This window comes from Mesorhizobium sp. Mes31 (genome assembly GCF_024519675.1).
In the GTDB taxonomy this organism is placed as follows: domain Bacteria; phylum Pseudomonadota; class Alphaproteobacteria; order Rhizobiales; family Rhizobiaceae; genus Mesorhizobium.
In genome coordinates, this window is the sequence record NZ_JALJRL010000021.1 from 13,596 (window position 1) to 35,562 (window position 21,967).

General features: G+C 64.3%; 22 protein-coding genes. 16 read left to right on the plus strand and 6 right to left on the minus strand.

Annotated elements, in window-relative coordinates; translation table 11 throughout:
* Positions 1–177 precede the first annotated feature (177 nt).
* Entirely contained in the window at positions 178–654 is a 477-nt protein-coding gene (locus NR193_RS27220; RefSeq protein WP_256753798.1) for an Imm8 family immunity protein, read from the minus strand.
* Between the two features lie 426 nt (positions 655–1,080).
* Between NR193_RS27220 and NR193_RS27225 the strand changes: the two genes are divergently transcribed.
* Positions 1,081–1,665 (plus strand): hypothetical protein, encoded by a 585-nt coding sequence (locus NR193_RS27225; protein ID WP_256753799.1) that lies wholly within the window; start codon positions 1,081–1,083, stop codon positions 1,663–1,665.
* Positions 1,666–1,755: 90 nt separating this feature from the next.
* Here NR193_RS27225 and NR193_RS27230 read toward each other — a convergent pair whose 3' ends face one another.
* Positions 1,756–3,018, minus strand: coding sequence for a glycoside hydrolase family 5 protein (locus NR193_RS27230; RefSeq protein WP_256753800.1), 1,263 nt, complete (start codon positions 3,016–3,018; stop codon positions 1,756–1,758).
* On the minus strand, positions 3,015–4,184 hold the full coding sequence (locus NR193_RS27235) for a DUF1972 domain-containing protein (RefSeq protein WP_256753801.1): 1,170 nt from the start codon (positions 4,182–4,184) through the stop codon (positions 3,015–3,017). The genes NR193_RS27230 and NR193_RS27235 overlap by 4 nt, the downstream gene beginning before the upstream one ends.
* A gap of 321 nt (positions 4,185–4,505) precedes the next feature.
* Between NR193_RS27235 and NR193_RS27240 the strand changes: the two genes are divergently transcribed.
* From NR193_RS27240 to NR193_RS33665, 4 genes are all read left to right on the plus strand, one after another.
* On the plus strand, positions 4,506–5,675 hold the full coding sequence (locus tag NR193_RS27240; protein ID WP_256753883.1) for a glycosyltransferase family 4 protein: 1,170 nt from the start codon (positions 4,506–4,508) through the stop codon (positions 5,673–5,675).
* A complete protein-coding gene (locus NR193_RS27245) occupies positions 5,672–6,985 on the plus strand; it encodes a hypothetical protein (protein ID WP_256753802.1) in 1,314 nt (437 codons plus the stop codon). Before NR193_RS27240 ends, NR193_RS27245 begins: the two co-directional genes overlap by 4 nt.
* A gap of 9 nt (positions 6,986–6,994) precedes the next feature.
* Positions 6,995–8,221, plus strand: a complete 1,227-nt coding sequence (locus NR193_RS27250) for a GNAT family N-acetyltransferase (protein ID WP_256753803.1) — start codon at positions 6,995–6,997, stop codon at positions 8,219–8,221.
* 110 nt (positions 8,222–8,331) lie between these two features.
* Positions 8,332–8,421: a putative RiPP precursor gene (locus tag NR193_RS33665; RefSeq protein WP_375162745.1), complete on the plus strand. Its 90-nt coding sequence runs from the start codon at positions 8,332–8,334 to the stop codon at positions 8,419–8,421.
* A 197-nt stretch (positions 8,422–8,618) separates the two neighbouring features.
* Here the strand turns inward: NR193_RS33665 and NR193_RS27255 are convergent, their stop codons facing one another.
* Positions 8,619–8,936, minus strand: a complete 318-nt coding sequence (locus NR193_RS27255) for an EthD family reductase (RefSeq protein ID WP_256753804.1) — start codon at positions 8,934–8,936, stop codon at positions 8,619–8,621.
* 484 nt (positions 8,937–9,420) lie between these two features.
* Between NR193_RS27255 and NR193_RS27260 the strand changes: the two genes are divergently transcribed.
* The 8 genes from NR193_RS27260 (at position 9,421) to NR193_RS27295 (ending at position 17,336) form a co-directional block, all read left to right on the plus strand.
* On the plus strand, positions 9,421–9,645 hold the full coding sequence (locus NR193_RS27260) for a hypothetical protein (protein ID WP_306280573.1): 225 nt from the start codon (positions 9,421–9,423) through the stop codon (positions 9,643–9,645).
* Between the two features lie 55 nt (positions 9,646–9,700).
* Positions 9,701–12,190: a DNA ligase D gene (ligD, locus tag NR193_RS27265; protein WP_256753806.1), complete on the plus strand. Its 2,490-nt coding sequence runs from the start codon at positions 9,701–9,703 to the stop codon at positions 12,188–12,190.
* A 160-nt stretch (positions 12,191–12,350) separates the two neighbouring features.
* Entirely contained in the window at positions 12,351–12,638 is a 288-nt protein-coding gene (locus NR193_RS27270; protein WP_091585595.1) for a GIY-YIG nuclease family protein, read from the plus strand.
* A 312-nt stretch (positions 12,639–12,950) separates the two neighbouring features.
* Positions 12,951–13,856: a Ku protein gene (locus NR193_RS27275; RefSeq protein ID WP_256753807.1), complete on the plus strand. Its 906-nt coding sequence runs from the start codon at positions 12,951–12,953 to the stop codon at positions 13,854–13,856.
* Positions 13,853–14,983, plus strand: coding sequence for a tetratricopeptide repeat protein (locus NR193_RS27280; protein WP_256753808.1), 1,131 nt, complete (start codon positions 13,853–13,855; stop codon positions 14,981–14,983). The genes NR193_RS27275 and NR193_RS27280 overlap by 4 nt, the downstream gene beginning before the upstream one ends.
* A 118-nt stretch (positions 14,984–15,101) precedes the next feature.
* Positions 15,102–15,647, plus strand: a complete 546-nt coding sequence (locus tag NR193_RS27285) for a hypothetical protein (RefSeq protein ID WP_256753809.1) — start codon at positions 15,102–15,104, stop codon at positions 15,645–15,647.
* Between the two features lie 230 nt (positions 15,648–15,877).
* Positions 15,878–16,531, plus strand: coding sequence for an alpha/beta fold hydrolase (locus NR193_RS27290; RefSeq protein ID WP_256753810.1), 654 nt, complete (start codon positions 15,878–15,880; stop codon positions 16,529–16,531).
* Positions 16,532–16,565: 34 nt separating this feature from the next.
* Positions 16,566–17,336 (plus strand): exodeoxyribonuclease III, encoded by a 771-nt coding sequence (locus tag NR193_RS27295; RefSeq protein ID WP_256753811.1) that lies wholly within the window; start codon positions 16,566–16,568, stop codon positions 17,334–17,336.
* A 38-nt stretch (positions 17,337–17,374) separates the two neighbouring features.
* On the opposite strand, the gene NR193_RS27300 is transcribed toward NR193_RS27295, so the two are convergent.
* On the minus strand, positions 17,375–17,536 hold the full coding sequence (locus NR193_RS27300) for a hypothetical protein (protein WP_256753812.1): 162 nt from the start codon (positions 17,534–17,536) through the stop codon (positions 17,375–17,377).
* A gap of 296 nt (positions 17,537–17,832) precedes the next feature.
* On the minus strand, positions 17,833–18,489 hold the full coding sequence (locus tag NR193_RS27305; protein WP_256753813.1) for a DUF6064 family protein: 657 nt from the start codon (positions 18,487–18,489) through the stop codon (positions 17,833–17,835).
* 220 nt (positions 18,490–18,709) lie between these two features.
* Between NR193_RS27305 and NR193_RS27310 the strand changes: the two genes are divergently transcribed.
* The 3 genes from NR193_RS27310 (at position 18,710) to NR193_RS27320 (ending at position 21,779) form a co-directional block, all read left to right on the plus strand.
* Positions 18,710–20,227: a WD40 repeat domain-containing protein gene (locus tag NR193_RS27310; protein ID WP_256753814.1), complete on the plus strand. Its 1,518-nt coding sequence runs from the start codon at positions 18,710–18,712 to the stop codon at positions 20,225–20,227.
* Positions 20,228–20,370: 143 nt separating this feature from the next.
* Positions 20,371–21,108: a hypothetical protein gene (locus NR193_RS27315; protein WP_256753815.1), complete on the plus strand. Its 738-nt coding sequence runs from the start codon at positions 20,371–20,373 to the stop codon at positions 21,106–21,108.
* 119 nt (positions 21,109–21,227) lie between these two features.
* On the plus strand, positions 21,228–21,779 hold the full coding sequence (locus tag NR193_RS27320; protein WP_256753816.1) for an isochorismatase family protein: 552 nt from the start codon (positions 21,228–21,230) through the stop codon (positions 21,777–21,779).
* Positions 21,780–21,967 lie beyond the last annotated feature (188 nt).

Sequence of the window (21,967 nt, forward strand, 5' to 3'; positions counted from 1 at the left end):
CCGGCTTTTGCTTGTGATCTGCTGGCGGCATATGCGCAAGCTTGCCCATCAAGATATCGGCCTTATCCGCCTCCATCCGCCTCAATTTAGTGAGCTCACTAACGATGCATAAAACGGAATTGCTCATTCCGTTTCAGCAAAAGCGGCAGCCGACAACGACCAGGCGCTGAAGTTCGATTACCTCCCGCCCATGCCCTCATATTCCCAATCGAAGCGCTTTCTGAGTTCTTGCACGCTATCATCCCACGTCGCGTGTTCGCATTTCCGCAAGATGTTAAGGAGGCTCGCCAATACGCTCTGCCACTCAAACACATCGACAAACACCCATGCGGTGGAGCGAAGTGGCAAGTGCGATCTCAGGTCCTTGGTCACGACGTAGACGCGGAAATCGTCGGTTCCTATGTCGTCGTCCCATCCAATAGCCAGACACATAGCCAGGGCCACGCTTCTGGGGTTGGAGGGTTCCCATTGTTCAAGAAGCTCGACTGAGTCGAGCATTTTCACGCCGGAATCTCTCTCCTCTTGCGTATAGCCCTCGCGGATCCGGCTCTCGGCAACATCACCCAGGTTTGAAGCATCTACGCTCCGCAAAGATAGACGGTCGGGGAGAGGAACACCGGCAACCTCAAGCCATTTCTCATTCGCCCGTGCCAATGTTCGCCCCCTGATGTCGCTGCGTCGTAGATAGCGCTTAGGGAGCGCACTTGTAACGGTTGAAGGGGCGCGACTGGAACGGCCGTCTTCCGCCCACTCGTTCACGCCGCATTTATGAGTTCACGGCCTAGGTAGCATCATGCGACATCAGCGTCGAACCCTTCAATGCGTCGGGAGGGGAACGTTGAAACAGAATGAGCAATTCTGTTTCAATGCAAGCATGACCAAAGGCGCCTTTTTCGCGCTGTTTCCCGAGGCGGCCAGCACGAACGGTGTATCTTGAAGTTCGAAGCGGCCATTCGCGATGCACCGGATGACCGCTCAACGTCAGATTTTTGAAGTAGCAGCAGCAGGCAGGGCGTCGAACGATCAAGTCTGTCGCCCGAAACCGAATTGGGCCCCTTTATGAAACAGGAGGCAACTACTGTGGCAGCGAGAACCACCGAGAACATCAAACTTGCGGATCTGATCCGACAAAACGTGGAGTCTATGGCCTTCCCGCCATCGGAAATAGAGGCGGCCACCTATGAGGAGGTGAGCGCGCTACCGCGCGTAGTTGTTTCTCGGCCGCCCGCGGAAGAGCTTTTGGCAACTGGCTTCGTTCATTATGACTGTCACCGAAATTGCGGTGAGCAAGCTGCCAATGACCCGGATGGCAACAGCAGACAGGTCACTGGATGGTTGCCTCATGGTGAAGACCTAATCCTCCACTCGGTCGTCATGATTGAAAATCAATGGATCTGTCTGACGCCGCAGCTAGTGCCTGCGCCGAACAGGTTTGAGTTCATTCCTGACCCTCATCTCGAGTGGCGCAATGCAGATGGCGGCGCCACCCGGACAGCATTCCGTCATGGGAATGAAGTACCGAAAGCACTTCGCAGGGACCCAGGCCACCATATCCGTATGCGGGACGAATTCCAGGCTCTCGTCGCAAGGGGACATTCGGTGATCGAAGCCAGAAATCTCATAGCAACGTCCGCTTTTAGGAGATCGAAGGTCGGTTCGGAATGACCGAAATGCGGCGCAAAATTGCCGTTCGCTTCGAGGAAGACGTAAGTCGACTTTGGGCTGAACTCGTTCGGAGTGATTGGGTTTTTGACCCTAGTCCGCTGGCATGGTCAGGCCAAGCGCGTCGATGATGGCGGGGTCGAGGGCGCGCGTGGTGTCGTCCATCATCCCCATGCCGTCGAAGAGATTCCAGAATGCCCAGGGGAAGCCGAACGCCTCCGCGCTCTGCCGCACGTCGGCGATGTAGCGCGCGCGATCGGGGTTGGGCGCGGCTACATAGCGGGCGTCGGTGCGCAGCGCGCCGAACTCGCCCATGACGATGCGGTCCGGCGCAAGGCCATGGGCGTCGCCCCAGGTGCGAACCTGGCGCAGATATCTGTCGACGAAGCCCCGGTCGGGCTGGGCATCGAAATAGACCTTCAGCACGCGCTCGGTTTCCGCATAGGCGGCGCGCTTGGCCTCGTCGGTCGTTTCGGTGTCCTTGGCCATACGCGCCCTGACGGACGCCAGCGTCTCCTCCAGCGAGCCGGCGGATGCCGGCCATGGCACGTTGTTGAGCGAGCGGTAGACGGGCTCACGCATCCACGGCGCGCCCTGGTGGCTGAACAGATAGGGTTCGTAGAAATGGAAGGTGAACAGGATCGGCTCGAACGGCGACAGCGGCGCCGGATCGAGCGCGGTCAGTCCGCCGACCATCGAGCCGCAACCGCCAGTGACGACCAGCGGCAAGGTGGCGGACGATGCCCTTGCCGCGGTCAGGAGCGCGTGCTGGACCTGCGACCAGACGTCGGACGCGCAGGCCTGCGGCGGTTCGTTGACCGGCTCGAGCGCCACCTTGCCCGGCTGGAACCGTTCCAGCCTGCCGGCAAGCTTGCCGATCAGCCCGCGATAGAGATCGAAGGCCGGCGCGGCGGTGCTGGAGACCATGCGGTCAGGGTTCCAATAATGGGTGGCGCCATTGGCCTGCACGTTGACGATGATGCCGAGATCGGCGTCGAGCGTGGCAGTGACGGCCTTGTCCAGCATGTCCAGCAACTGACCGCGGGAGGTGGCGTCGGCCGCCAGGAAAGGGCCGGGATCGACGGGCAAGCGGATGAAATCCAGTCCGGTCTCGCGCAACCGGCGCAGATCGGCCGATGTCGGAACCGGCCGTTGCGACTGGAATGGCGGCCAGCCGTAATCGGTGCGAGGGGCCGGAAATTCACGTGTCAGCGAAAACCAGGGCCAGGCGTTGACGCCGCGGCGAAAATGCGGTGCCTCGGCGGCGCGGGCGGACGGCGCGATCGGGGCGGAGCCCAGCACCGCCGCCGTGGACAGCGCCGTCTTCAATACCCGCCGGCGCGACCAGCCCGTCATGCGGTGCCGGGCGAAGGGCGATCGATCGCGACGGCTTCGGCGGCGGTCATGCCGAGCAGCCGGTAGGCTTCACGCTCGTAGGCGAGCAGGACGTCGTCCCAGCGGAAGGCTTCATTGGCACGCGCCCTGGCGGCCTTGCCACAGGCCGCGACGAGGGCGTCGTCGTCCAGCGCCTGTTGCATCCGCTCGGCGCAGCTGGCGGTATCGGTGAAATAGATGGCGGCGGCCCCGGCGGTCCACCTGTTGTAGGGATTGTCGTGGGCGATCACCATGTTGCCGGCGGCCAGCGCCTCGACCAGCGACGGGTTGGTGCCGCCGACCGTGTGGCCGTGCAGATAGGCGCGCGCGTGGTAGCGCAGCGCCTTCACCGTGTCCTGGTCGTAGATGGCGCCCGGCAGAACCACCGAGCCGTTCGCCGCCTTGCGGACGGCGACGTGATAGGGGATTTCGTCGGAAAGCGTGCCCAGCACCACCAGCTTCATGTCGCGCTTGCGGCTGCAAAAGGCTTCGATGATCGGCAGGATGTTGTTGTCGGGTTCGATGCGCGCGATCGAGATCAAATAGCGCCCGGGCTCGAGGCCGAGCGCCCGAACCGCCGCCTCGGGCGCCGATGTCACCGGATCGGCGCCATAGGCGATGGTGGCGATGGCGCTGCGCGGCCGGCGCGTCGCCAGATGGTCGGCGATGGCGGGATGATCGGCGACCAGGCGATGCGAAGTCCAGGCGGCAATCCACTCGTTGAGCCAGAACCAGGTGCGCGCCGCCATGCCCCATTTGGGGCGGCGCCACTCGATGCCGTCCATGTTGGTGATGATCTTGCGCCGCATCAGCCTGAGCCAGGTCAGGAAGATCCCGCCATTGTAGCCGAGGACGAGGCAGACGCCCGGCCGCCTGGCGGCGTCGCGGGCGCATTGCCAGTCGAATTCCAGTGTCGCGCGCGGCCCCCTGGAGGCGACCTCGACATGGATGAGCTCGATGCCGCGCCAGGTTTCGCTGCGCACCCTCTGCCCGACCCGGTCGACCTCCTGCTGGCAGTAGACGCCGACCTTCCAGCCTCTTGCGGCGAGAAAGAGAGCCAGTCTTTCGGCGAAGGTTTCAAAGCCGCCATGGGCCGCTGGTATGCCGCGCGTCCCCAGGATCAGAATGGCGGGCGTCTCTGGTTTCATGGCCGGCGGCACTTTCGGATGGGTTCCATGTATATTAGCGACTGCTGCATCATCAGGAAGCGGAAGCGCAACTTCCGTGCCATCTCCCGATTTCGGCGTTCGGGCGGATGATCATCGCGCCGGGTTGTAAAAAAACTGTATTGAACCCGGTGGTTGTTTCATTATCGGTCAACCCTTCTGTGCGTATCTGTGTCGAAACGAGGCATTGCCAGGGATTTGGCGTCCGGCGGCCGGACGGATCGACCGGGCATGGTTCTTGCGACAAGGTTCCAGCACGCCATCGCCCAGCGCGATGGTTGCGGCACCTGGCGGGATACAAAGATGCGGATTGCCTGCGTTCATCAGGGATATGAACTCTATGGTTCCGACCGCAGCTTCGCGGAGAGCGTCGCTGCGCTGCGCGCCGCGTTTCCGTCGGCCGACATCGAAGTGGTGCTGCCGCGCAGCGGGCCGATCGTGCAGATCCTGGAAGCCCATGCCAGCCGGATCGTTTTCGAACCGCTCTGGGTGCTGAGGCGCCAAGCCATACTGCGCCTGGCGACGGTCGAGATGGCGCGGCTGCCGATGGCGGTGTTGCGGGCATGGCGCCGCCTCAGGGATTGCGATCTCACCTACATCAACACCTCGATCGTGGCCGATTACGCGCTGGCCGCGCGCTTTGTTCCCGACAAGGCTGTCCTGCATATCCACGAGATTCCCGAAGGCGCCATGCGCCGGATACTTGTCGGCCTGATGCGCTGGAGCCATGCGGATCTCATCTTCAACTCGCGCGCGACGCGCGCCGCGTTCGGCGATCCCAAGGGCTCGCGCACGCATGTCGTCTACAACGGCGTCGCCGGGCCGGCGGCCGCCGAAACGATGACCTATGACGGCAAGCGCCCGTTGCGGGTGTTGCTGCTCGGCCGCATCAACAGGATCAAGGGCCAGGAAGTCCTGCTGGAGGCGATCGCTTCAATGCCGGCGGAATTGCGGTCGCGGATCGAGGTGCGGCTGGTCGGCGGCGCCTTCGAAAGCGCCGAGCGCGAGCGCGCCCTGGCCGAACTGGTCGAGAGCATGGGCCTGGCCGAACGCGTCAGCGTGTTGCCTTTCGTGCCGGACCCTTCGGAGCATTACCGCTGGGCCGATATCGTCACCGTGCCGTCGCGGCGTCCGGAATCGCTGGGCCGCGTCGCCATCGAGGCAATGGCCTATGGCCGTCCGCCGCTGGTGTCGGCGATCGGCGGGCTGGTGGAAGTGGTCATCGATGGCGAGACGGGCTGGCACGTTCCGCCCGGTGATGCCGCGGCGCTGGCCGGCAAACTGCGGGAGATCATCCTGCGGCCGGACGCCTGGCGTGGTTTCGTCGCCGCGGGGCGGTCGCGATACGAGGAGATTTTCAGCGAGCAGGTGGCGGCGGCGGCGATCGCGGCGATCGCCACGGACAAGCTGAGGACGGCGCTGGCGAAGCCTGGCCGGGCGCATGTCGCCCGCGAAGCGGAGACCAGTTCGTGAAGTTCGCGTTTCCCGCCCATCTGCTGCGGCGTCTCGTGCTGATGATCGGCGGCGAGGCCATGCAGAGCGGCTTTCACTTCGCGCTGAACATCGCGCTGCTGCATGTGCTGTCGGCGCAAGGCTACGGCATCTTCGCCATCGCCATGGTGATGGGGGGCGTCGGCCTGTCCTACATCCGGTCGCTGACCGCCGTGCCCGCCAGCATATGGATGGGCAAGAGCACCAACCGCGCCGGCGTCGACGCACATGATGTCACTTTCGGAACGGCGGCGCTCGTCGTGGCGCTGGTCATGGCCGCCGCCACGGCGCTGCTGATGCAGCTCTGGGGTGAAGCAAGCAGTGTCGCCGCCGGTTGCTTCGTCGGCGCGTGGTCGGTGCGCAGTTATATGCGCACGGCATTCTTCGCGCGCCGCCAACAGATGATCGTCTCCATCAGCGACTTCGTATTCACGGTCGCGGGCATCGCGTTGACCGCGCTGGCGATCTGGGTGGCCGCGAACGTGCTGCAAGCGGTGTTCTATGCACTGGCGGCGGCCAACCTGATTGGCATCGTCGTGCTGGTCCGGCTGGCGCGCCGGACGCTTCGCATCAGCTTCCGCATGCCGGCCCGGCGCCGTTACGCCAGGCTCTGGCCGCAGCTGCGCTGGTCGGGGTTCAGCGCCACCACCACCAACATCCAGGGACAGTGCCTGGCGCTGCTGGTCGCGGGTATTGCCGGACCGGCCGCTTACGCGCCACTGGCGGCGGTTCTCGTGCTGTTTGGCCCGCTGCGCATCGTCAGCCTTGCCTTCATGAACATGATCCAGCCGGAACTCGCCAAGCTGATGGCCAAGAACGAAGTCGGCCGCGTCTGGACCCAGGCCAAGATATGGGCCGTGGTGATGGGGCTCGGCAGCCTCGTCTACGGATGCGGCATACTGTTCGTCTTGCCGATGATAAAATCCCAGGCCCTCGCGGACGCCTCGATAGGCTTCATCGGGCTCCTGGCGATCGCGAACTATGTGCCGATCATGCTCTACATCATGCCCCGCGTCATCCTCGAGATACTCGGCGATTTCCGGATGGTCGCCTTCATCACGACGGCCGGCGCGATCGTCGGACTGGTCCTGATCGCCATCCTGCTCGCGGTCGCGTCTCCGCCATGGTCGCTCGCCGGTGCCGCTGCCTCCGAGATCGTCGTGCTTTTCGCCTCATGGTATTTCGCACGCCGCCACATGCGGGCGCTCGAGCCGAGGGATGACCGCCATGATGGCCAGTCAACGTCGTGGCGACGGGCCGAACACGTCCCGCTTGCCACGGGGAAAAGATAGGTGACGGACATGTCGATCCCGACAATGACGATAGCGCCTGCAACCGGGGCGCCGACACCTGGCGGGCAGGCCCTGGGCCACGGCGCCAGCATTGCCCATGGCGTCTACACGGCTCGGCTGCACACCAGCCTGGACACAGTCATGCCGCTCTGGCTGCGGTGCCAGGCCGAGGGCGTGTGCACGGCCCATCAATCCTATGCGTGGGTGGAGGGGATCGCCAAACGGTTGATGCCTGAAGGCGCCGAGCTGCTTGTCGTTGAAGTGACCGATGCCGGGACCGGCGAACCCAAGATGCTGATGCCGCTGATGCGGAGCTCGAGGTTCGGACATCGGGTGATCGAATGGCTGAGCTGCGGCGTCTGCGACTATTCCGCGCCGTTGCTGGCCGACAGGAGCCCCTGGACCCGGCAAGCCGCCGAGGCGGCATGGGCAGCGATCCGATCCGTCCTGCCGCCGGCCGACCGCATCCATGTCACCGGAATTCCGCGAGAGATTCACGGCGTGGGCAATCCACTGGCGATGCTGGCATCCGCCGCCGATTCCAGCCTCATCACCTCCGGGCTCGTCCTGGAGGGCGATCCGGAGACCCTGATCAAGCGCCACGGCAGGCCGTCCTTCGTCAAGACCTTCAACAAGGACTGGCGCCGGCTTGAACGGCACGGCAGCGTCGATCTGGTCGAGGCCAACACGCCGGCCCTGGTGGAGCTCATCTTCGGCGCCCTGGTCGAGATGCGGCTGCGGCGCTTTCGGCAACTGGGGCGTTTCGACCTGCTGGCGCAGCCGGCGGTCGTCGATTTCTACCGAAACGCGGCGCTTCAGGGCCTGGCCGACGGATCGGTGCGGGTCTTCGGATTGCGCGCCGGCGAGGACTGGGTCGCCGGCCAGTACACGCTGGCCCGGCAAGGCACCTTGCATGCCCTGCTGATCGGAATAGACCAGGACGTGGTGGTCAACGCCTCGCCGGGCCTGGCGATCATCGGCAGGCTGATGGAATGGGCACTGCGGCAGGGCTTCGTCTATTTCGACCTGTCGGTCGGCAGTCAGCCCTACAAGGAACAGTTCGGCGCCGAGAGTTCGGTCCTGGCCAAGATCGACGAAACGCTGACGCCGCTCGGCAAGGGCGTGGCCGCCGTCGCGGCGCTTCGCGAGCGGGCCGAGCTCTTCGTGCGCTCCAACCCGCGCCTGTTCAAGGCCGGCCAGGGACTGGTGCGCGGCTTGCGGCGATTGAAGAACTGAAGCGCCTGTCCGACCTTGTGATGGCTTTCCCTGGTATTTCAGCGGCAGCTTGACAAAGGGGTGGCACTGGCGCCACTTGCCGACAGCCATTGGGGGCTTTGGGGATATCGATGAAAAAGACTTATGAAAAGCCGACGCTCGACAAGCGTCAGCAGCTCACCCGCGTGACGGCCCTCACGGTCCTGTCAGGCAGCGAATAACAATCGACACCATTGAAAAGCCAGCCCGCCGCAGAAAGGTGGCGGGCTTTTCCGCCCCTGATCCCGATACAGGCGAATGATCGCCTGAGGCCGCCGGCGATCATGCGTCCGTGGCCTTGCCTGGCAAAGTAGAGCCTTGTTGACGCGATTCCAGACGGAACACTGTTTCACACTTTTCCCGGAATTGCTCCAACGCCTCACATCGCCTCGGAATCGAAAAGCAGCATCATCGCATCGTCGTCTTCAGGCGCGTATTTGCGCCGGTCGACGGCGCAGGCCTTGCCGATCTCGCTGGCAAATGCGGTGCGAATGGCGTCCAGGCTGTCGAAATAGAGGGTGGCGACGATGTAGGGTGTCTCGCCCGGCGGCGACAGGCTGACGATCGGCCGTTTGCTGACATCGTAGCGACGCAGGCCGGGAAGTTGTTTTGCGAGCGGCAGATGGATGTCGAAATAGTGCCGGTCGAAGGCGGCAGGATCGGCAGGGGTTCTGTAGATGACAAGCATTTTGGCCATGGTGGTGCTCCCTCTGGTGTGATCGGCGCCGCGATGTTGGTCGGCGCCGCACCAATGTCGTTCGCGGGGAGCGGATTTCGACAGTGGCGGGTTTTTCGCGGAGCCCACGACAGGGCGCTGGCGCCTCATGGTGTTGGCACGCGCCATCCGTGCGCGACCGGCCGGCGTGAGCATGGCCCCGCGCCGGCGCACCCGCCTGTCAGGGGCACGACCTCGAGGGCACTTGATCCAGGTCAAGGTGAATTGGCGTCGAAGCGCCTATCTTGTCTCCTGTCTTGGGAAGGACGCAAGGCGGGCGGGTGGTTCCAGGCCGGCAAGCTGAAAACAGCCCCGGTTTGGGCCGCCCGCGACTCTGTCGGAAGGTCGTGCCGCATTTGCAGGCCACCCGAAATTGACAGGACAGCGCGTCTCCGTCATCCTTGAGCCCAGTCGCCAGGCTGCGGAAGCAGCTTTGTTGCGTGTCAGGGCGACCGAGGGCAGCGTCATGTTCAGTCCCGTCATCGGCCAGAATTCGAAGCGCGCGGCGGTACGCAAGGCGCTCGACCGCCACAAGGTCTACATCACCGCGCAGAGTTTTTCGGCCGGCGCCTACCAGGCACGCGTGCTGGTCGACGGCGAAGCCTACTGGGTCGACGAATTCCGGCTCGCCCAGCTGCAGCAGGGGCTGTCGCCGGCCGAGCTCGAACTGACGCCGGCCACCGACGATTGAGATTCAGGAAGAGCGCGGCGGTCCTTGACGTGCGTCTCATTCCCTCGCGTATGCCATGACGACCCCTCCCAAACTCCGGACCTATCGCGCCAAGCGCGAATTCTCGAAGACGCCGGAGCCGGCCGGCGGGCTGGTCGCCGACGAAGGCAACCGCTTCGTCGTGCACAAGCATCACGCCACCGCCGATCACTATGATCTGCGCCTGCAGGTCGGCGGCGTGCTGAAGAGCTGGGCGGTGCCGCGCGGGCCCTCGCTCAACCCGGCGGACAAAAGACTGGCGGTCGAGACCGAGGATCATCCGCTCGAATATATCGACTTCGAGGGCGTCATTCCCGAGAGCGAATATGGCGGCGGGCCGATGATCGTCTGGGACACCGGCACCTGGGCGCCGATGGACGACGTCGAGAAGAGCCTGCGCACCGGCGCCTTCAAGTTCCGGCTGGCCGGCGAGAAGCTCAATGGCGGCTGGATGCTGACGCGGCTGAAACCCAAGCCCGGCGAGGACGAAAACAAGAAGAACTGGCTGCTGTTCAAGGAGCGCGACCTTGCCGCCGATCCCAAGCTCGACATCCTGGAAGCACGGCCGGAAAGCGTCAAATCCGGATTGCGCATCGAGGAGCTGGTGGCGCCGCCAAAGCCGGCGGCCAAACCCACGCCCAGACCGGGCTCGCTGAAGCCCGGCACGCTGCCGGGCGCCTTCAAGGCCCCGGCGCTCAGCCGCATCGAACCGCAGCTGGCGACGCAGGTGCCCAGGCCGCCCGATGGCGAGGACACCAGAGAGGTCTGGCTGCACGAGATCAAGTTCGACGGCTACCGCACCATGGCGCATCTCAGCGACGGCGTGGTCAAGCTGATCACGCGTGGCGGCATCGACTGGACGAAGCGCTATGGCGACCTGCCGCATGCCTTCGCCAGACTGCCATGCCGCGACGCCATCATCGACGGCGAGATCGTCGTGCTCGACGCCAAGGGCATCAGCCGCTTCGCGCTGCTTCAGGACGCGCTGGCCGAAGGCGCCGGCAGCAAGCTGCATTTCTACGCCTTCGATCTGCTTCATCTCGATGGCTGGGACCTGACCAAAGCGCCGCTCGTCCGGCGCAAGGCGCTGCTGGCCGAATTGCTCGCCGGCCTCTGCGCCAATTCCGCCATCCAGTTTTCCGACCATGTCGAAGGGTCGGGGCAGGGGCTCTACGACCAGGCATCCGAACTCGGGCTGGAAGGCGTCGTCTCCAAGCGCGCCACCGCGACCTACCAGAGCGGCCGTACCAGGAGCTGGACCAAGACCAAGGCGCTGCAGAGCGGCGATTTCGTCGTTGCCGGCTACACCACGTCGGACGCGACCGAGGGGCTGGCGGCACTGGGCCTCGCCGAATTCGACAGTGGCGAGCTGCACTATCGCGGCAAGGTCGGCACCGGCTTCGACGCCGGGACCGCCGGCGAGCTGCTTTCCCGGCTGGAGCCGCTCACCGCGGGCGCGTCCGCGCCCGAGGGCGTGCCGCGCGAAATCATGCGCGAGATGAACTGGGTGAAGCCGCTGTTCTCTGCCCGCATCCACTATGCCAACCGCACGGCGGACAATGCGTTGCGCCATGCGGTGTTTCGCGGCCTGCGCGATGTCGGCCTGTCGACGCCGGTGTCGGCCAAACGCAAGCGGCTGATCTCGGAGGCAGACCTTGCCACCATCTGGGTGACCAATCCGACGCGGCGGCTGTTCGGCAAGACCGGCCCGACCAAGCTCGACATCGCCGTCTACTACGCGCTGGTCGGCGATTTCATGCTGCCGCATATCCTCGGCCGCCCGGTGTCGCTGGTGCGCTGCCCGACCGGCCTGCCGAAGGACTGCTTTTTCCAGCGCCATGCCTTCACCGGCATGCCGCCATCGGTGGTGACGTTCGAGGCGACCAATTCCGAGGGCGAGACCAAATCCTACCTCTCGGTCGAAGGCGCCAAGGGCTATCTGGCGCTGGCGCAGTTCGGCGTCGTCGAGTTCCACACCTGGGGTACCCACCGCACCAGCCTCGACAAGCCCGACCAGATCGTCTTCGACCTCGATCCGGGCGAGGGGATTTCCTGGCGCGAGGTGGTCGAGGCGGCGGTGCACATCAAGGCCGAGCTGGAGGGTCTGGGGCTGGTGCCGTTCGCCAAGACGTCCGGCGGCAACGGCATCCACATCACCGTGCCGGTGACGCGCAAGCAGAACTGGAAGAAGCTGCACCAGGCGACCAGCGCGATTTCCACGCATCTGGCGGCCACCGCGCCCGACACCTTCACCACCACGATGGGCAAGGACAACCGCAAGAGGCGCATCTTCATCGACTATCACCGCAACGCGCGTGGCCACACCTCGGCCGCGCCTTACTCACTGCGCGCTCGCACCAACCTGCCGGCCTCGACACCGGTGAGCTGGGCGGATCTGGAGACCATCGATGCGCCGCAGGATCTGAACTATTCCTCGCTGCCGGGGCTGTTGGCGACTTCGGGGGATCCATGGGCGGAGATCGAGGAATTCGCGCGGGATTTGCCGGTGGTGTCGGAGACGAGGTAGCATAAATGAGAGGGCCAAGCCTTCTCGTCTTTCGTCATCCTAGGGCGTAGCAAGGAGCGAAGCGACGCGGCGCAGACCCTAGGATCCATGCCGTGACGTTGGCCGTAGAATGCGGCACATCAGGATGGTTGGCGATCGTGCCATTCGCTATCGTGACCACATGACCGGCTACGTCTACATGACCGCGAGTCAGAAACGCGGCACGATCTACATCGGTGTGACCAACGACCTTGGCCGACGCATGCCCGAACACAAGTCAGGCCAAGGTTCGCGCTTCACCAGTATTTACGGTGTGCAGCGACTGGTCTGGTACGAGGAATATTTCGACATCACCGACGCCATCCAGCGGGAGAAGTCGCTTAAACGCTGGCCACGCCAATGGAAGATCGAATTGATCGAGAAGGGCAATCCGGATTGGTTCGAGCTCTTTCGCGGAACTGGATGGTGAGCTTCCCGCACCGTTGTGGGGCTCTCAGGTCCCGGCATGGATCCCAGGGTCTGCGCGCGTCGCTTCGCTCCTTGCTTCGCCCTAGGATGACGAAGCTTCGAGGCATTCGGCCAGTCACCAGCGCCTCGCCCGCCTCGACGCTTCCGACAATTTGAATTATTCTCCATCCACGACCCTCCGGTCCCCTAAAACATTTCGTCAGGGATTTGCTTGTATCGTACGGGGTCGGTGTAGGATTTCTGCAGCCTCGTTCGTCCTTCGGACGAAAAGCGCTGCAGTCAATGTCAGTGCATGGCCGCGTAGGAGTGTTTCATGGCGCCCAGGGCAAGTTGGAAGGGTTACCTCAAGCTCAGCCTCGTCAGCTGTCCGGTCCGGCTCTATCCGGCGACGACGACCAGCGAGCGCATCAGCTTCAACCAGCTGCACAAGAAGACCCACAACCGCATCAACATGAAGCCGGTCGACCCGGAACTCGGGCTGGTCGAGCGTTCGGATCTGGTCAAGGGCTACGAGTACGAGGACAAGCAGTACATCATCATCGATGATGCCGACCTCGACGCAGTGCGCATCGAATCCAACCACACGATGAACATTGAAGCCTTCGTCGACGAGGGCGAGGTCGACGTCATCTATCAGGACGCGCCCTATTACCTGGCGCCGGATGGCGCCATGGCGGAGGAGACGTTCGCCGTGCTGCGCGAAGCCATGCGCAAATCCGGCAAGCTGGCCATCGCGCGCCTTGTGCTGTCCAGCCGCGAACGGGTGGTGACGATTGGCGCGCGCGAGAACGGCATGTTCGTGTGTACCTTGAGGAATCCGAACGAAGTGCGCGGCACGGCTGAGTATTTCGGCAACATCCCGGCCGGCAAGCCCGACCCGGAAATGCTCGAGCTGGCCGAAGCGCTGATCAAGCAGAAGGAAACCACCTTCGACCCGAAGAACTACGAGGACCGCTACGAGATCGCGCTGATGGCGATGATCCGTGAGAAGCTGAAGGGCCACAAGCCGATCATCGCGGCAGCACCCGAGCGCGGCAATGTCATCAACCTGATGGATGCGCTGAAGGCAAGCCTGTCGCAGTCGAAGCCGCCGGCCAAGTCCAAGAGCAAGGCCGACGAGGCAGCCAAGCCCGCCGCCAAGAAGGCGGCAGCGGGCGGTGCTCCTGAAAATCCGCTGAAGGCCAATCTGCTCAAGGCGGTCGGCAAGAGCAAGAAATGACGGCACAAGCCGTCCTGGTGCCGGGAGCCGTCTTCGGCACGATCGGCGCGCTGGCGGCGTTTCCGCTGAGGTTGGCGGCGCGCGAGGTCGAGCGCCAGCACGGCCAGATCAGGCGCGGAGTCACCAGGCGCACAACGCATGTGGTGTTCGGCCGGACTTTTCTCGCCAAGGCCGGGCTGATCAAGAACGGCGATGCCGAGATCGAGCGCCGCGTTGCCGCCGAGCGCGCCGCCGGGCGAACGCTGATCAGCGAGAACGGTTTCCTGCGCCTGCTCGGGCTGATGAAGGCGCCGGAAGCCTCCTCGCTGTCACGGCAATCGCTGATCGAGCAGTCGCGGCTGCCGGGCGGCGACCTCGACCTGCTCTCGCTGTTCGATGCCTTCGAGCATGACAGCGAACCTTATTCCTTCCGCGACCTGATCCTGGCGCGCAAATATGCCGGGTTGGTGGCCGGCGGCGCGACCTGGGGGGCGATCGCGCGCTCGGTGCACCGCTCCGGCCCGGTGGCTTCGCTCACCGCCAAGTCGCTCAATGTGGGCTCGGCTTTTGGCCGCGCCGATGCGATCTATCTCGAAGGCGGCCAGAGCGAACTCGACGGGCAGTTGCTGTTCGACCTGGGCATGGCCGGTTCAGCCGGCGACGACACTTTGGAAGAACTATTTGCCGAGGCGGAAGCAGCCGAGGAGGGTGGCGACCATGACGGGGCGGCCGCGCTCTACCAGCGCTGCCTTGCCATCGACCCGAGCGACGCCATTGCCGCCTTCAACCGCGCGAACTGCCTGCGCGCCGGCGGCCACGCGGCGGAGGCCGCGCACGACTATATCAGCGCCATAAAACTCGATCCGGCCTTCGTCGAGGCCTGGTTCAACCTTGCCGGATTGATGAGCGAGCAAGGCCGCGAGGCCTCGGCGCGGAGGCACCTGCAAAAGGCGATCGCGCTGGACAAGACTTATGCTGATCCGGTGTTCAACCTGGCGCGGCTGGAGTTCGATGCTGGTAGTCTCGCGGAGGCGCGGCGGCTGTGGGTGCGGTATCTCGAGCTCGATCCGGATTCGGAATGGGCCGGGGTGGCGGCCAAGGGGGTGCAGTTCGTGGATATCCAGCTGGCACAGAAATCGGCGTCCTGACGATATGCTGGATGCAAAGTCCATTCGAAAAACGGTTGCCGAGGAACTCCATGCCCGCCTTGGAGCGAAATGGTTCCAGCCAGACAGCGCTAGGCTTGTGGTCGTGTCGGGAGACAACTTGACCGACTTCAATATCGAATTGGACTGCTATACTGACCGCCGATACGGGGCATACGACTGTTCCATTTCAGCCGTCTTCAAATGGAAGAAATTCGCCAAGTTTTATAAGCAATTGGCTGAATGGTATAATGTCAAATTCCAAGGTTCCGCGCGGTCCAACGGGATGGTGTTTGTCGGCGTTGGTTTTGATGGGATTCATGCAGATTTCAGACCCCCTAGCCGAGATACGTTCTGGGTCGCCAATGAACAAGATCTTGATATTTTTATAGCCCAGTGCGCAGCCGATCTTGATGGCAAGGTCGGCGAGTGGATCAAGAGATGGTTCAGTTGGCCCTCGGCGCTGGATGTGATGGATGCTCACCCAAACCTCTGCGGGGCATGGCGAGATACAGCCTATTATTGCTTGATGGAGCAGGTTCATGGGCGCGAAGCTGCCTGTGCGTGGGTTCGCGGCATCGATGCTGCAGGCTGGCCGGAATGGCTGGCTGCACAGGTGGAATATCTGCAGTCGCAGGTTTGCAGCGGAGCCTCCGGGCAATCATAGCTGTTGCCTGACGAAAGGATCGCAATGGCCGCGCTTGAACACCCCCCTCTGTCCTGCCGGATATCTCCCCCGCAAGGAGGGAGATTGGCAGCTTCCACGGTCTGCTCGCCTTCCAACGTTGGCGATTGGCGAGGGCGATGGCGACATCCAATCTCCCCCCTTGTGGGGGAGATGGCCGGCAGGCCAGAGGGGGGTGGGACGGAACGCAGCCTCTATAAGTGGGCCGCCCCATGACACACTTTCTCTTCGACGGCGACGACACCGCGCCCGTCACCATCCTGCTCGCGCATGGAGCGGGCGCGTCGATGGATTCTCCTTCGATGACCGCCACCGCCAAGGCGCTGGCGGCGGCCGGCTTCCAGGTCGCGCGCTTCGAATTCCACTACATGGCGGCGCGCCGCTATGGCCATCGCAAGCCGCCGCCGCGCGCCGAGACGGTGAACCCGGAATACATCAAGGCGATCGCCGACCTCAGGGCCAAGGGCGTGGCCGGTCCGCTGATCATCGGCGGCAAGTCGATGGGCGGGCGTGTCGCCTCTATGGTGGCGGACGAGATGTTTGCCAAGGGCGAGATCTCGGGCCTGCTGTGCCTCGGCTATCCCTTCCATCCGCCTGGAAAGCCGGAGCAGTTGCGGACAAAGCATCTTGCCGGACTGAAGACGCCAACGCTGATCTTCCAGGGCACGCGCGACGAGTTCGGTACGCGGGACGAGGTCGCGGCCTATGGGCTATCCGATGCGATCGAGGTGATCTGGCTGGAGGATGGCGATCACGACCTCAAGCCGCGCAAGAGTATTTCGGGATTTTCGACGGCCGATCATCTGAAGACGCTGGCGGAGGCGGTGAAGGCGTGGGCGGCGCGGTTACGGACTTCGTCATCCTAGGGGCAAGCCCGAAAATGACGAAGCGAATGGCCAAATGAAACTCGCCACCTTCAACATCAACAACATCAACAGCAGGCTGGAAAACCTGCTGGCGTGGCTGGCGGCCGCAAAGCCGGATGTCGTCTGCCTGCAGGAACTCAAGGCGCGCGACACGCAGTTTCCGCGCTCAGCCCTTGCCGATGCCGGCTACGGCGCGGTGTGGAAGGGCGAGCCGACCTGGAACGGCGTCGCCATCCTCGCGCGCGGCGCCGAACCCGTCCTGACCCGCGACGCCTTGCCCGGCGACGATGCCGACAGGCAGAGCCGCTATATCGAGGCGGCCGTCAATGGCATCGTCATTGCTTGCCTCTATGCGCCGAACGGCAACCCGCAGCCGGGGCCGAAATTCCAGTACAAGCTCGCCTGGCACAAACGGCTGGAAGCACATGCCGAACAGCTGCTCGACACCGGCCTGCCGGTGGTGCTGGCCGGCGACTACAACATCGTGCCCGAGCCGCGCGACATCTACGCCACCCGCTCCTATGACGACAACGCGCTGGTGCAGCCGGAAAGCCGCGCCGCCTTCGCAGCGCTGCTGGAGCAGGGCTGGACGGATGCGCTGCGCAAGAAGCACCCGAAGGAGACGCTCTACACGTTCTGGGATTATCGCCGGAACCGCTGGCCGCGCGACGCGGGCTTGCGGCTCGACCACATATTGCTGTCGAAGACACTGGCCCGCCGGCTCAAGGCCGCCGGCATCGACCGCGACATGCGCGGTGAGGACGGCGCGAGTGATCATGCGCCGGTTTGGGTGGAGTTGCGATAGCCAGCAAGAGCCGGCGAATCCGGGGATGCCTGCTGCGCCTAGGGAGCGACGCCAACGCCGGCATAAATCAACCCGGCGAAGAACAGGGGAAAGCCGACCAGACAGGTCGCCATGACGACGACAACGGCGGTGGCCATCCGCTCGCCACGCCTGCAAAGCGCGTCGGCAGCGGCGTCGTCTTGCGGGATGAGCTCTCGCAAGAAGTCCGAAATATCCTGGTTCGCGGGTATCTGGTTGTCGTTTGCGGGCAGGGGGGCCGGGGCCTTGGAAATAGGTGTCTTCGGAGCTGGATTCACACTTTGCCTCACAATCGATCGCGTGCCCCAAACGTCGAAACGCGGCAATGGTTCCGGATTTTCTAAATTAGCGATGATCGCCGTTCGAGGGGCGTGAGTGGCGTTTTGCGATACGATGTTGGCGCTGACAGCCTGACTGTACGGCCCAAACCCGGCGAACGGGGCGCCCGATGAACAGGTTGGCTGACGGGTTGCCTGCGCTAGCCGGTGATCTTCGCGCCCGATGGATGGCTGTCGCCGAGGGCGATCAACGGAACCGCAATGATGCCGCTGGCGAGCAGCAGCCAGTCCTGCGGCACACCCAGAAGGAATGCCGCACTTCCTCCAATCAACGACCAGATGAACGGGATCGCAACCAGCCACCGCGGCAGGGGTGGCTTGGCGAGGAGGAAGAATCCGAAAGTGAAGATCGTCACTGGACAGGGGGTGACACCGAACGCCGGCATTTCCGGATAAGGGTGACCCATCCAGATGCCGAGAAGAGGATAAAGGATGGTCGCGTAGGCGACAAAGGCGATCCCCACACTCACGGCAAGCCCTAAATCCCGGCCGAAACGCAGCTGCCTCCTGAAGACACCGCAATAGAGCAGCAAGGCTCCCTGGGTGACGAACATGGCTCCAAAGATAAACGCCGCCTTGTTGATCGCGGTGAAATGGAGCCAGTGATATGCGATGCCGGTCCACAGCCACATGACCGCCAGGATGACCGCGACCAGGCGATCCGCCATTCGTGGCCGCCAGAGCAGCAGGACCACGGCGAGGGCGCCGCATGCAAATGCCGCCGGTTGCATTGGCCAGATCGCTTCATTGTAGGCAACCAGATTGGCAAGAAACTGGTCGCTGGTGAACGGCAGCATCGGGGAGCCTCCAACCTGCCTGACCCTAACCACGGCCGCGGGATGCTTCCTTGATCTGGCACAATCTTTCCGTGCCTGCGCACCTGCCGCACGACTGGGTGTGGTTCGGCGCGGATGCAATTTTGCGCTGGCTGCCTGGTGCTGGTAATCTCGGGTCCTGAACCGTGCGGCGGGGCAGGGCTCGTGACGAGCCGACCGGCGGTGCAGGCGAGGGGGCGCGATGGACAGGTTGGCTGAGCGGCTGTTTGCGCTTCCCCTGCTGGCGGTCGCCCTGGCTTGCCTGGTTCGCGCCTATCTGCTTCTGGGCGGCAGGGATTTCGCCTGGGGCGGGATGGTCCGCATGCTGCATGGTCCGGCCATGCTGTTGCCGGTGGTGTTCCTGGCGGTGGGCGCGCTCTGCCTGCTTGGCGCGTTGTTGTTCTGGGCCGGGCTGCTGCCCGGCCGGCCCAGCCGCTCCACGGGAACGCCACTTTTTGGCTGCGACGCCGAGATCGATCCCAAGGGCCGTCCGGGCCTGTGGCGCGCCTTCCTTGTCCTGCCGGTGATTGCCGTGCTGACGCTGCTGGCCGATCCGGTCCTGTGGCGGGGGCAGGGCCAGGGCGGCGAGGTGGCCTCGCCAAGCCAACCCAAGGCTGACGAACCAAAAATCCCTGAACCGAAGACCAACGAGCCCAAGGGCAACGACGTCGCCAGTGCACCGCCGGCACCGGTGCTCCCGACGCCGCCCGAGGTCGTGCCGCCGCCGCCCGCTGCCCCAGCACCGCCCGAGGTCGCGGTCATTCCACCGCCCACCGTGGCGCCCTTGCCGCCACCGCCGCCGGCTGCTCCGACGCTGCCCGACGGCCATCGTGACGCCGTCGTCTGGCTATCGGTGGCGCCCGACGGTCGCTCGATCCTCAGCGCCAGCACCGATCATGTGATCAAGCTCTGGGACATCGGCGGCAAGCATCTGATCCGCAACCTCGGCGTCCACAAGGACATGGCGCGCACCGCGCTCTACATGCCCGACGGCCTGCGCGCGCTGACGGGGGGTGACGACGGCGAGATCGTGCTGCGCCAGCTTTCCGACGGCGCGGTGCTGCATGTCTTCCAGTCCGGCGGCAATGGCGGCGTCAACAAGCTCGCCATCACGCCGGACGGCAAGCGCGCCGTCAGCGGACACGATACCGGCAACGTCATCGTCTGGGACCTCGTCAACAACGCCGTGCTGCATGTCCTGACCGGGCATGACTGGTCGATCAGTGCGGTGGCCGTCTCGCCCGACGGCACCCGCGCGGTCTCGGGCAGCATCGACGGCACGTTGAAACTCTGGGATATCGAAAGCGGCAAGCAATTGCGCAGCTGGCACGGCCATGAACAAGGCACCTATGGCGCGGTGTTCACCGCCGACGGGCATCATCTGATCACCGGCAGTGGCGACCTGACGATCAAGGTCTGGGATCTCGACAGCGGCCGCGAGGTGAAGCGCCTCGAGGGCCACGAGGGCACGGTCTACACGCTGGCGCTGTCGGCCGACGGCAAGCGGCTGCTGTCGGGCTCGCTCGACGGCACGGCACGGCTGTGGGACATGGAAACCGGCAACCAGATCGCCATGTTCGACAGCCAGACCGGCCCGATCTACGCGGTGGCCTTCGCCGCCGACGGCACGGTGCTGACCGGCGGCTACGACCGCACCATCCGCGACTGGCCGACCACCGGCGGCGATGGCATGGTGCTGTTTGCCGGGGCGCCGGGGTGAGCGGCTTCTGCCCCATCGGCGGCAGTATCGGATGACAGAACGGCGCTAGTCTGCCAAGTTGGGTCGACAAGGCTGAGCAAGCTGTGTGAGTAATGCTCGGGAGGGGTTTTGTTGTGTATGGGTCGGCTCCACTGAGTGCTCAATTGCGTTCGAGGTTGTTGCAGGTGATCGGGGTGTTTGGCGCGCTGGCGTGCCTGATCGAGGGCTGCGCGAATCCGCGCATCATTGAAAGCGCCGTGCCGACGGCTCCTCCGGCCGAGGCCCAGCAATCCTGCACCGCACAATGGCATGCCCGAGGCCATACGACCCAGGCCCAGGCACAGGCATTCGCCAGGAAATGCCTCCATGCGCAAGGGGCGCTGGAAAAGCAATTCGACAACAAGACCGTCACCCGCAAGGTGACGGCGCTGATCGATGCCGATCAGCCGTTGACCGCCCTCGAACCATCCGACGTCGGCATCTTTTGTCCGGGCTATATGCTGCAAGGCAGGCAAGGGCGCGCGGTTTTCTGGCGCACGTTGATTGCCAACCTGGCCGGCGCGGAATCCGTCAACAACAGCGCGGCTGCCTTCTGGGAAGCGGACCAGGACCAGTACTCCATCGGGCTGCTGCAGCTCTCGTTGGCCGACGAGGGGAGATACAGATGTGGTTTCAAGTCGGAGGTCGACATCACCGATCCCGACCGCAACCTCGCCTGCGGCATTAAGGTCGTGACGATGCTTGTCAGGGCGGACGGCATGATCGGCGGCGGCGCGGGTCACGAGATGAAAGGCGCCGGCGCCTACTGGCAGAACCTCCGGCAGCCATCCGAAGTGCGCAACCGGCTGATCAACGCCACCAAGGCGGTCGCGGAGTGCAAGCCGGACCCCCGGAACGCCTGAGGCGGTCCGTCGTTTCACGGAAGCGCGACTTATCTCTTGTTCGACGCGAATATGGATCGACAGCCTGCGTCGGGCGGCTTTATCTTCGACCACCCAGCCCCAACGCCATCTTCGCAGCCATGTCAGCAAACATACCTTCCGCCACCGCCCCGCTTGTCGTCATAGACCTCCAGACCGGCATGTTCGACGGCGTGCACGAGCCGCCGATCCATGATGCGTCGGGTATCGTCGAGCGCGCGCGGGCGGTGATCGACTGGGCGCGGCGCGGTGGGCGCAAGGTTGCTTTTATCAGGCATGACGGACCGGCGGGCGATCCGCTGGCGCCGGGCGAACCGGGCTGGCCGGTGTGGCCCGCGCTTGGCCAGGCCGAGGGGGAGCCGACCTTTGCCAAATCCGTGCGCGATGCCTTCAGCAATCCCGCTTTTGCCGACTGGGTGGCCGGGCAGGGCGCCGGCGCGGTCGTGCTCCTCGGCGCGCAGACCGATTTCTGCGTGGCGGCGACCGTCAAGGGCGCGCTGGCCAGAGGGCTCGGCGTGACCGTGGTTTCTGATGCCCACAGCACGCTGGACAGCGCCAGCGAGAGCGCGCCGCAGATCATCGCGCGCCACAATGCCAGCTTCGCCGAGGCCGGCGCCGGTCTGGTGACGACGAAGGCGCTGGTCGGCGGCTGAAGCCAAGGGGCAGGATGATAGCGCCAAGCGCCTCATGCCGTGGTCGACACGGACGGGGGGGCGCATTGTTGGGGTGAGCTCGGCGCCCGCGTCGACCAGGGCGGCTCCTCGCCGCAACAACAGCGTCGCACATCGCCCGCCGAAAGAAACTTCCGCGAAAGCGGAATAGGCGGGGCCAAAATACGCAA

What these genes read in the sequence shown, in the direction of transcription:
- NR193_RS27310 (WP_256753814.1), top strand. Translation starts at nt 18,710, where the DNA reads ATGGACAGGTTGGCTGAGCGGCTGTTTGCGCTTCCCCTGCTGGCGGTC.
- NR193_RS27290 (WP_256753810.1), top strand. Translation starts at nt 15,878, where the DNA reads ATGACACACTTTCTCTTCGACGGCGACGACACCGCGCCCGTCACCATC.
- NR193_RS27240 (WP_256753883.1), top strand. Translation starts at nt 4,506, where the DNA reads ATGCGGATTGCCTGCGTTCATCAGGGATATGAACTCTATGGTTCCGAC.
- NR193_RS27280 (WP_256753808.1), top strand. Translation starts at nt 13,853, where the DNA reads ATGACGGCACAAGCCGTCCTGGTGCCGGGAGCCGTCTTCGGCACGATC.
- NR193_RS27270 (WP_091585595.1), top strand. Translation starts at nt 12,351, where the DNA reads ATGACCGGCTACGTCTACATGACCGCGAGTCAGAAACGCGGCACGATC.
- ligD (WP_256753806.1), top strand. Translation starts at nt 9,701, where the DNA reads ATGACGACCCCTCCCAAACTCCGGACCTATCGCGCCAAGCGCGAATTC.
- NR193_RS27235 (WP_256753801.1), bottom strand. Translation starts at nt 4,184, where the DNA reads ATGAAACCAGAGACGCCCGCCATTCTGATCCTGGGGACGCGCGGCATA.
- NR193_RS27320 (WP_256753816.1), top strand. Translation starts at nt 21,228, where the DNA reads ATGTCAGCAAACATACCTTCCGCCACCGCCCCGCTTGTCGTCATAGAC.
- NR193_RS33665 (WP_375162745.1), top strand. Translation starts at nt 8,332, where the DNA reads ATGAAAAAGACTTATGAAAAGCCGACGCTCGACAAGCGTCAGCAGCTC.
- NR193_RS27255 (WP_256753804.1), bottom strand. Translation starts at nt 8,936, where the DNA reads ATGGCCAAAATGCTTGTCATCTACAGAACCCCTGCCGATCCTGCCGCC.
- NR193_RS27230 (WP_256753800.1), bottom strand. Translation starts at nt 3,018, where the DNA reads ATGACGGGCTGGTCGCGCCGGCGGGTATTGAAGACGGCGCTGTCCACG.
- NR193_RS27250 (WP_256753803.1), top strand. Translation starts at nt 6,995, where the DNA reads ATGTCGATCCCGACAATGACGATAGCGCCTGCAACCGGGGCGCCGACA.
- NR193_RS27305 (WP_256753813.1), bottom strand. Translation starts at nt 18,489, where the DNA reads ATGCTGCCGTTCACCAGCGACCAGTTTCTTGCCAATCTGGTTGCCTAC.
- NR193_RS27275 (WP_256753807.1), top strand. Translation starts at nt 12,951, where the DNA reads ATGGCGCCCAGGGCAAGTTGGAAGGGTTACCTCAAGCTCAGCCTCGTC.
- NR193_RS27295 (WP_256753811.1), top strand. Translation starts at nt 16,566, where the DNA reads ATGAAACTCGCCACCTTCAACATCAACAACATCAACAGCAGGCTGGAA.
- NR193_RS27260 (WP_306280573.1), top strand. Translation starts at nt 9,421, where the DNA reads ATGTTCAGTCCCGTCATCGGCCAGAATTCGAAGCGCGCGGCGGTACGC.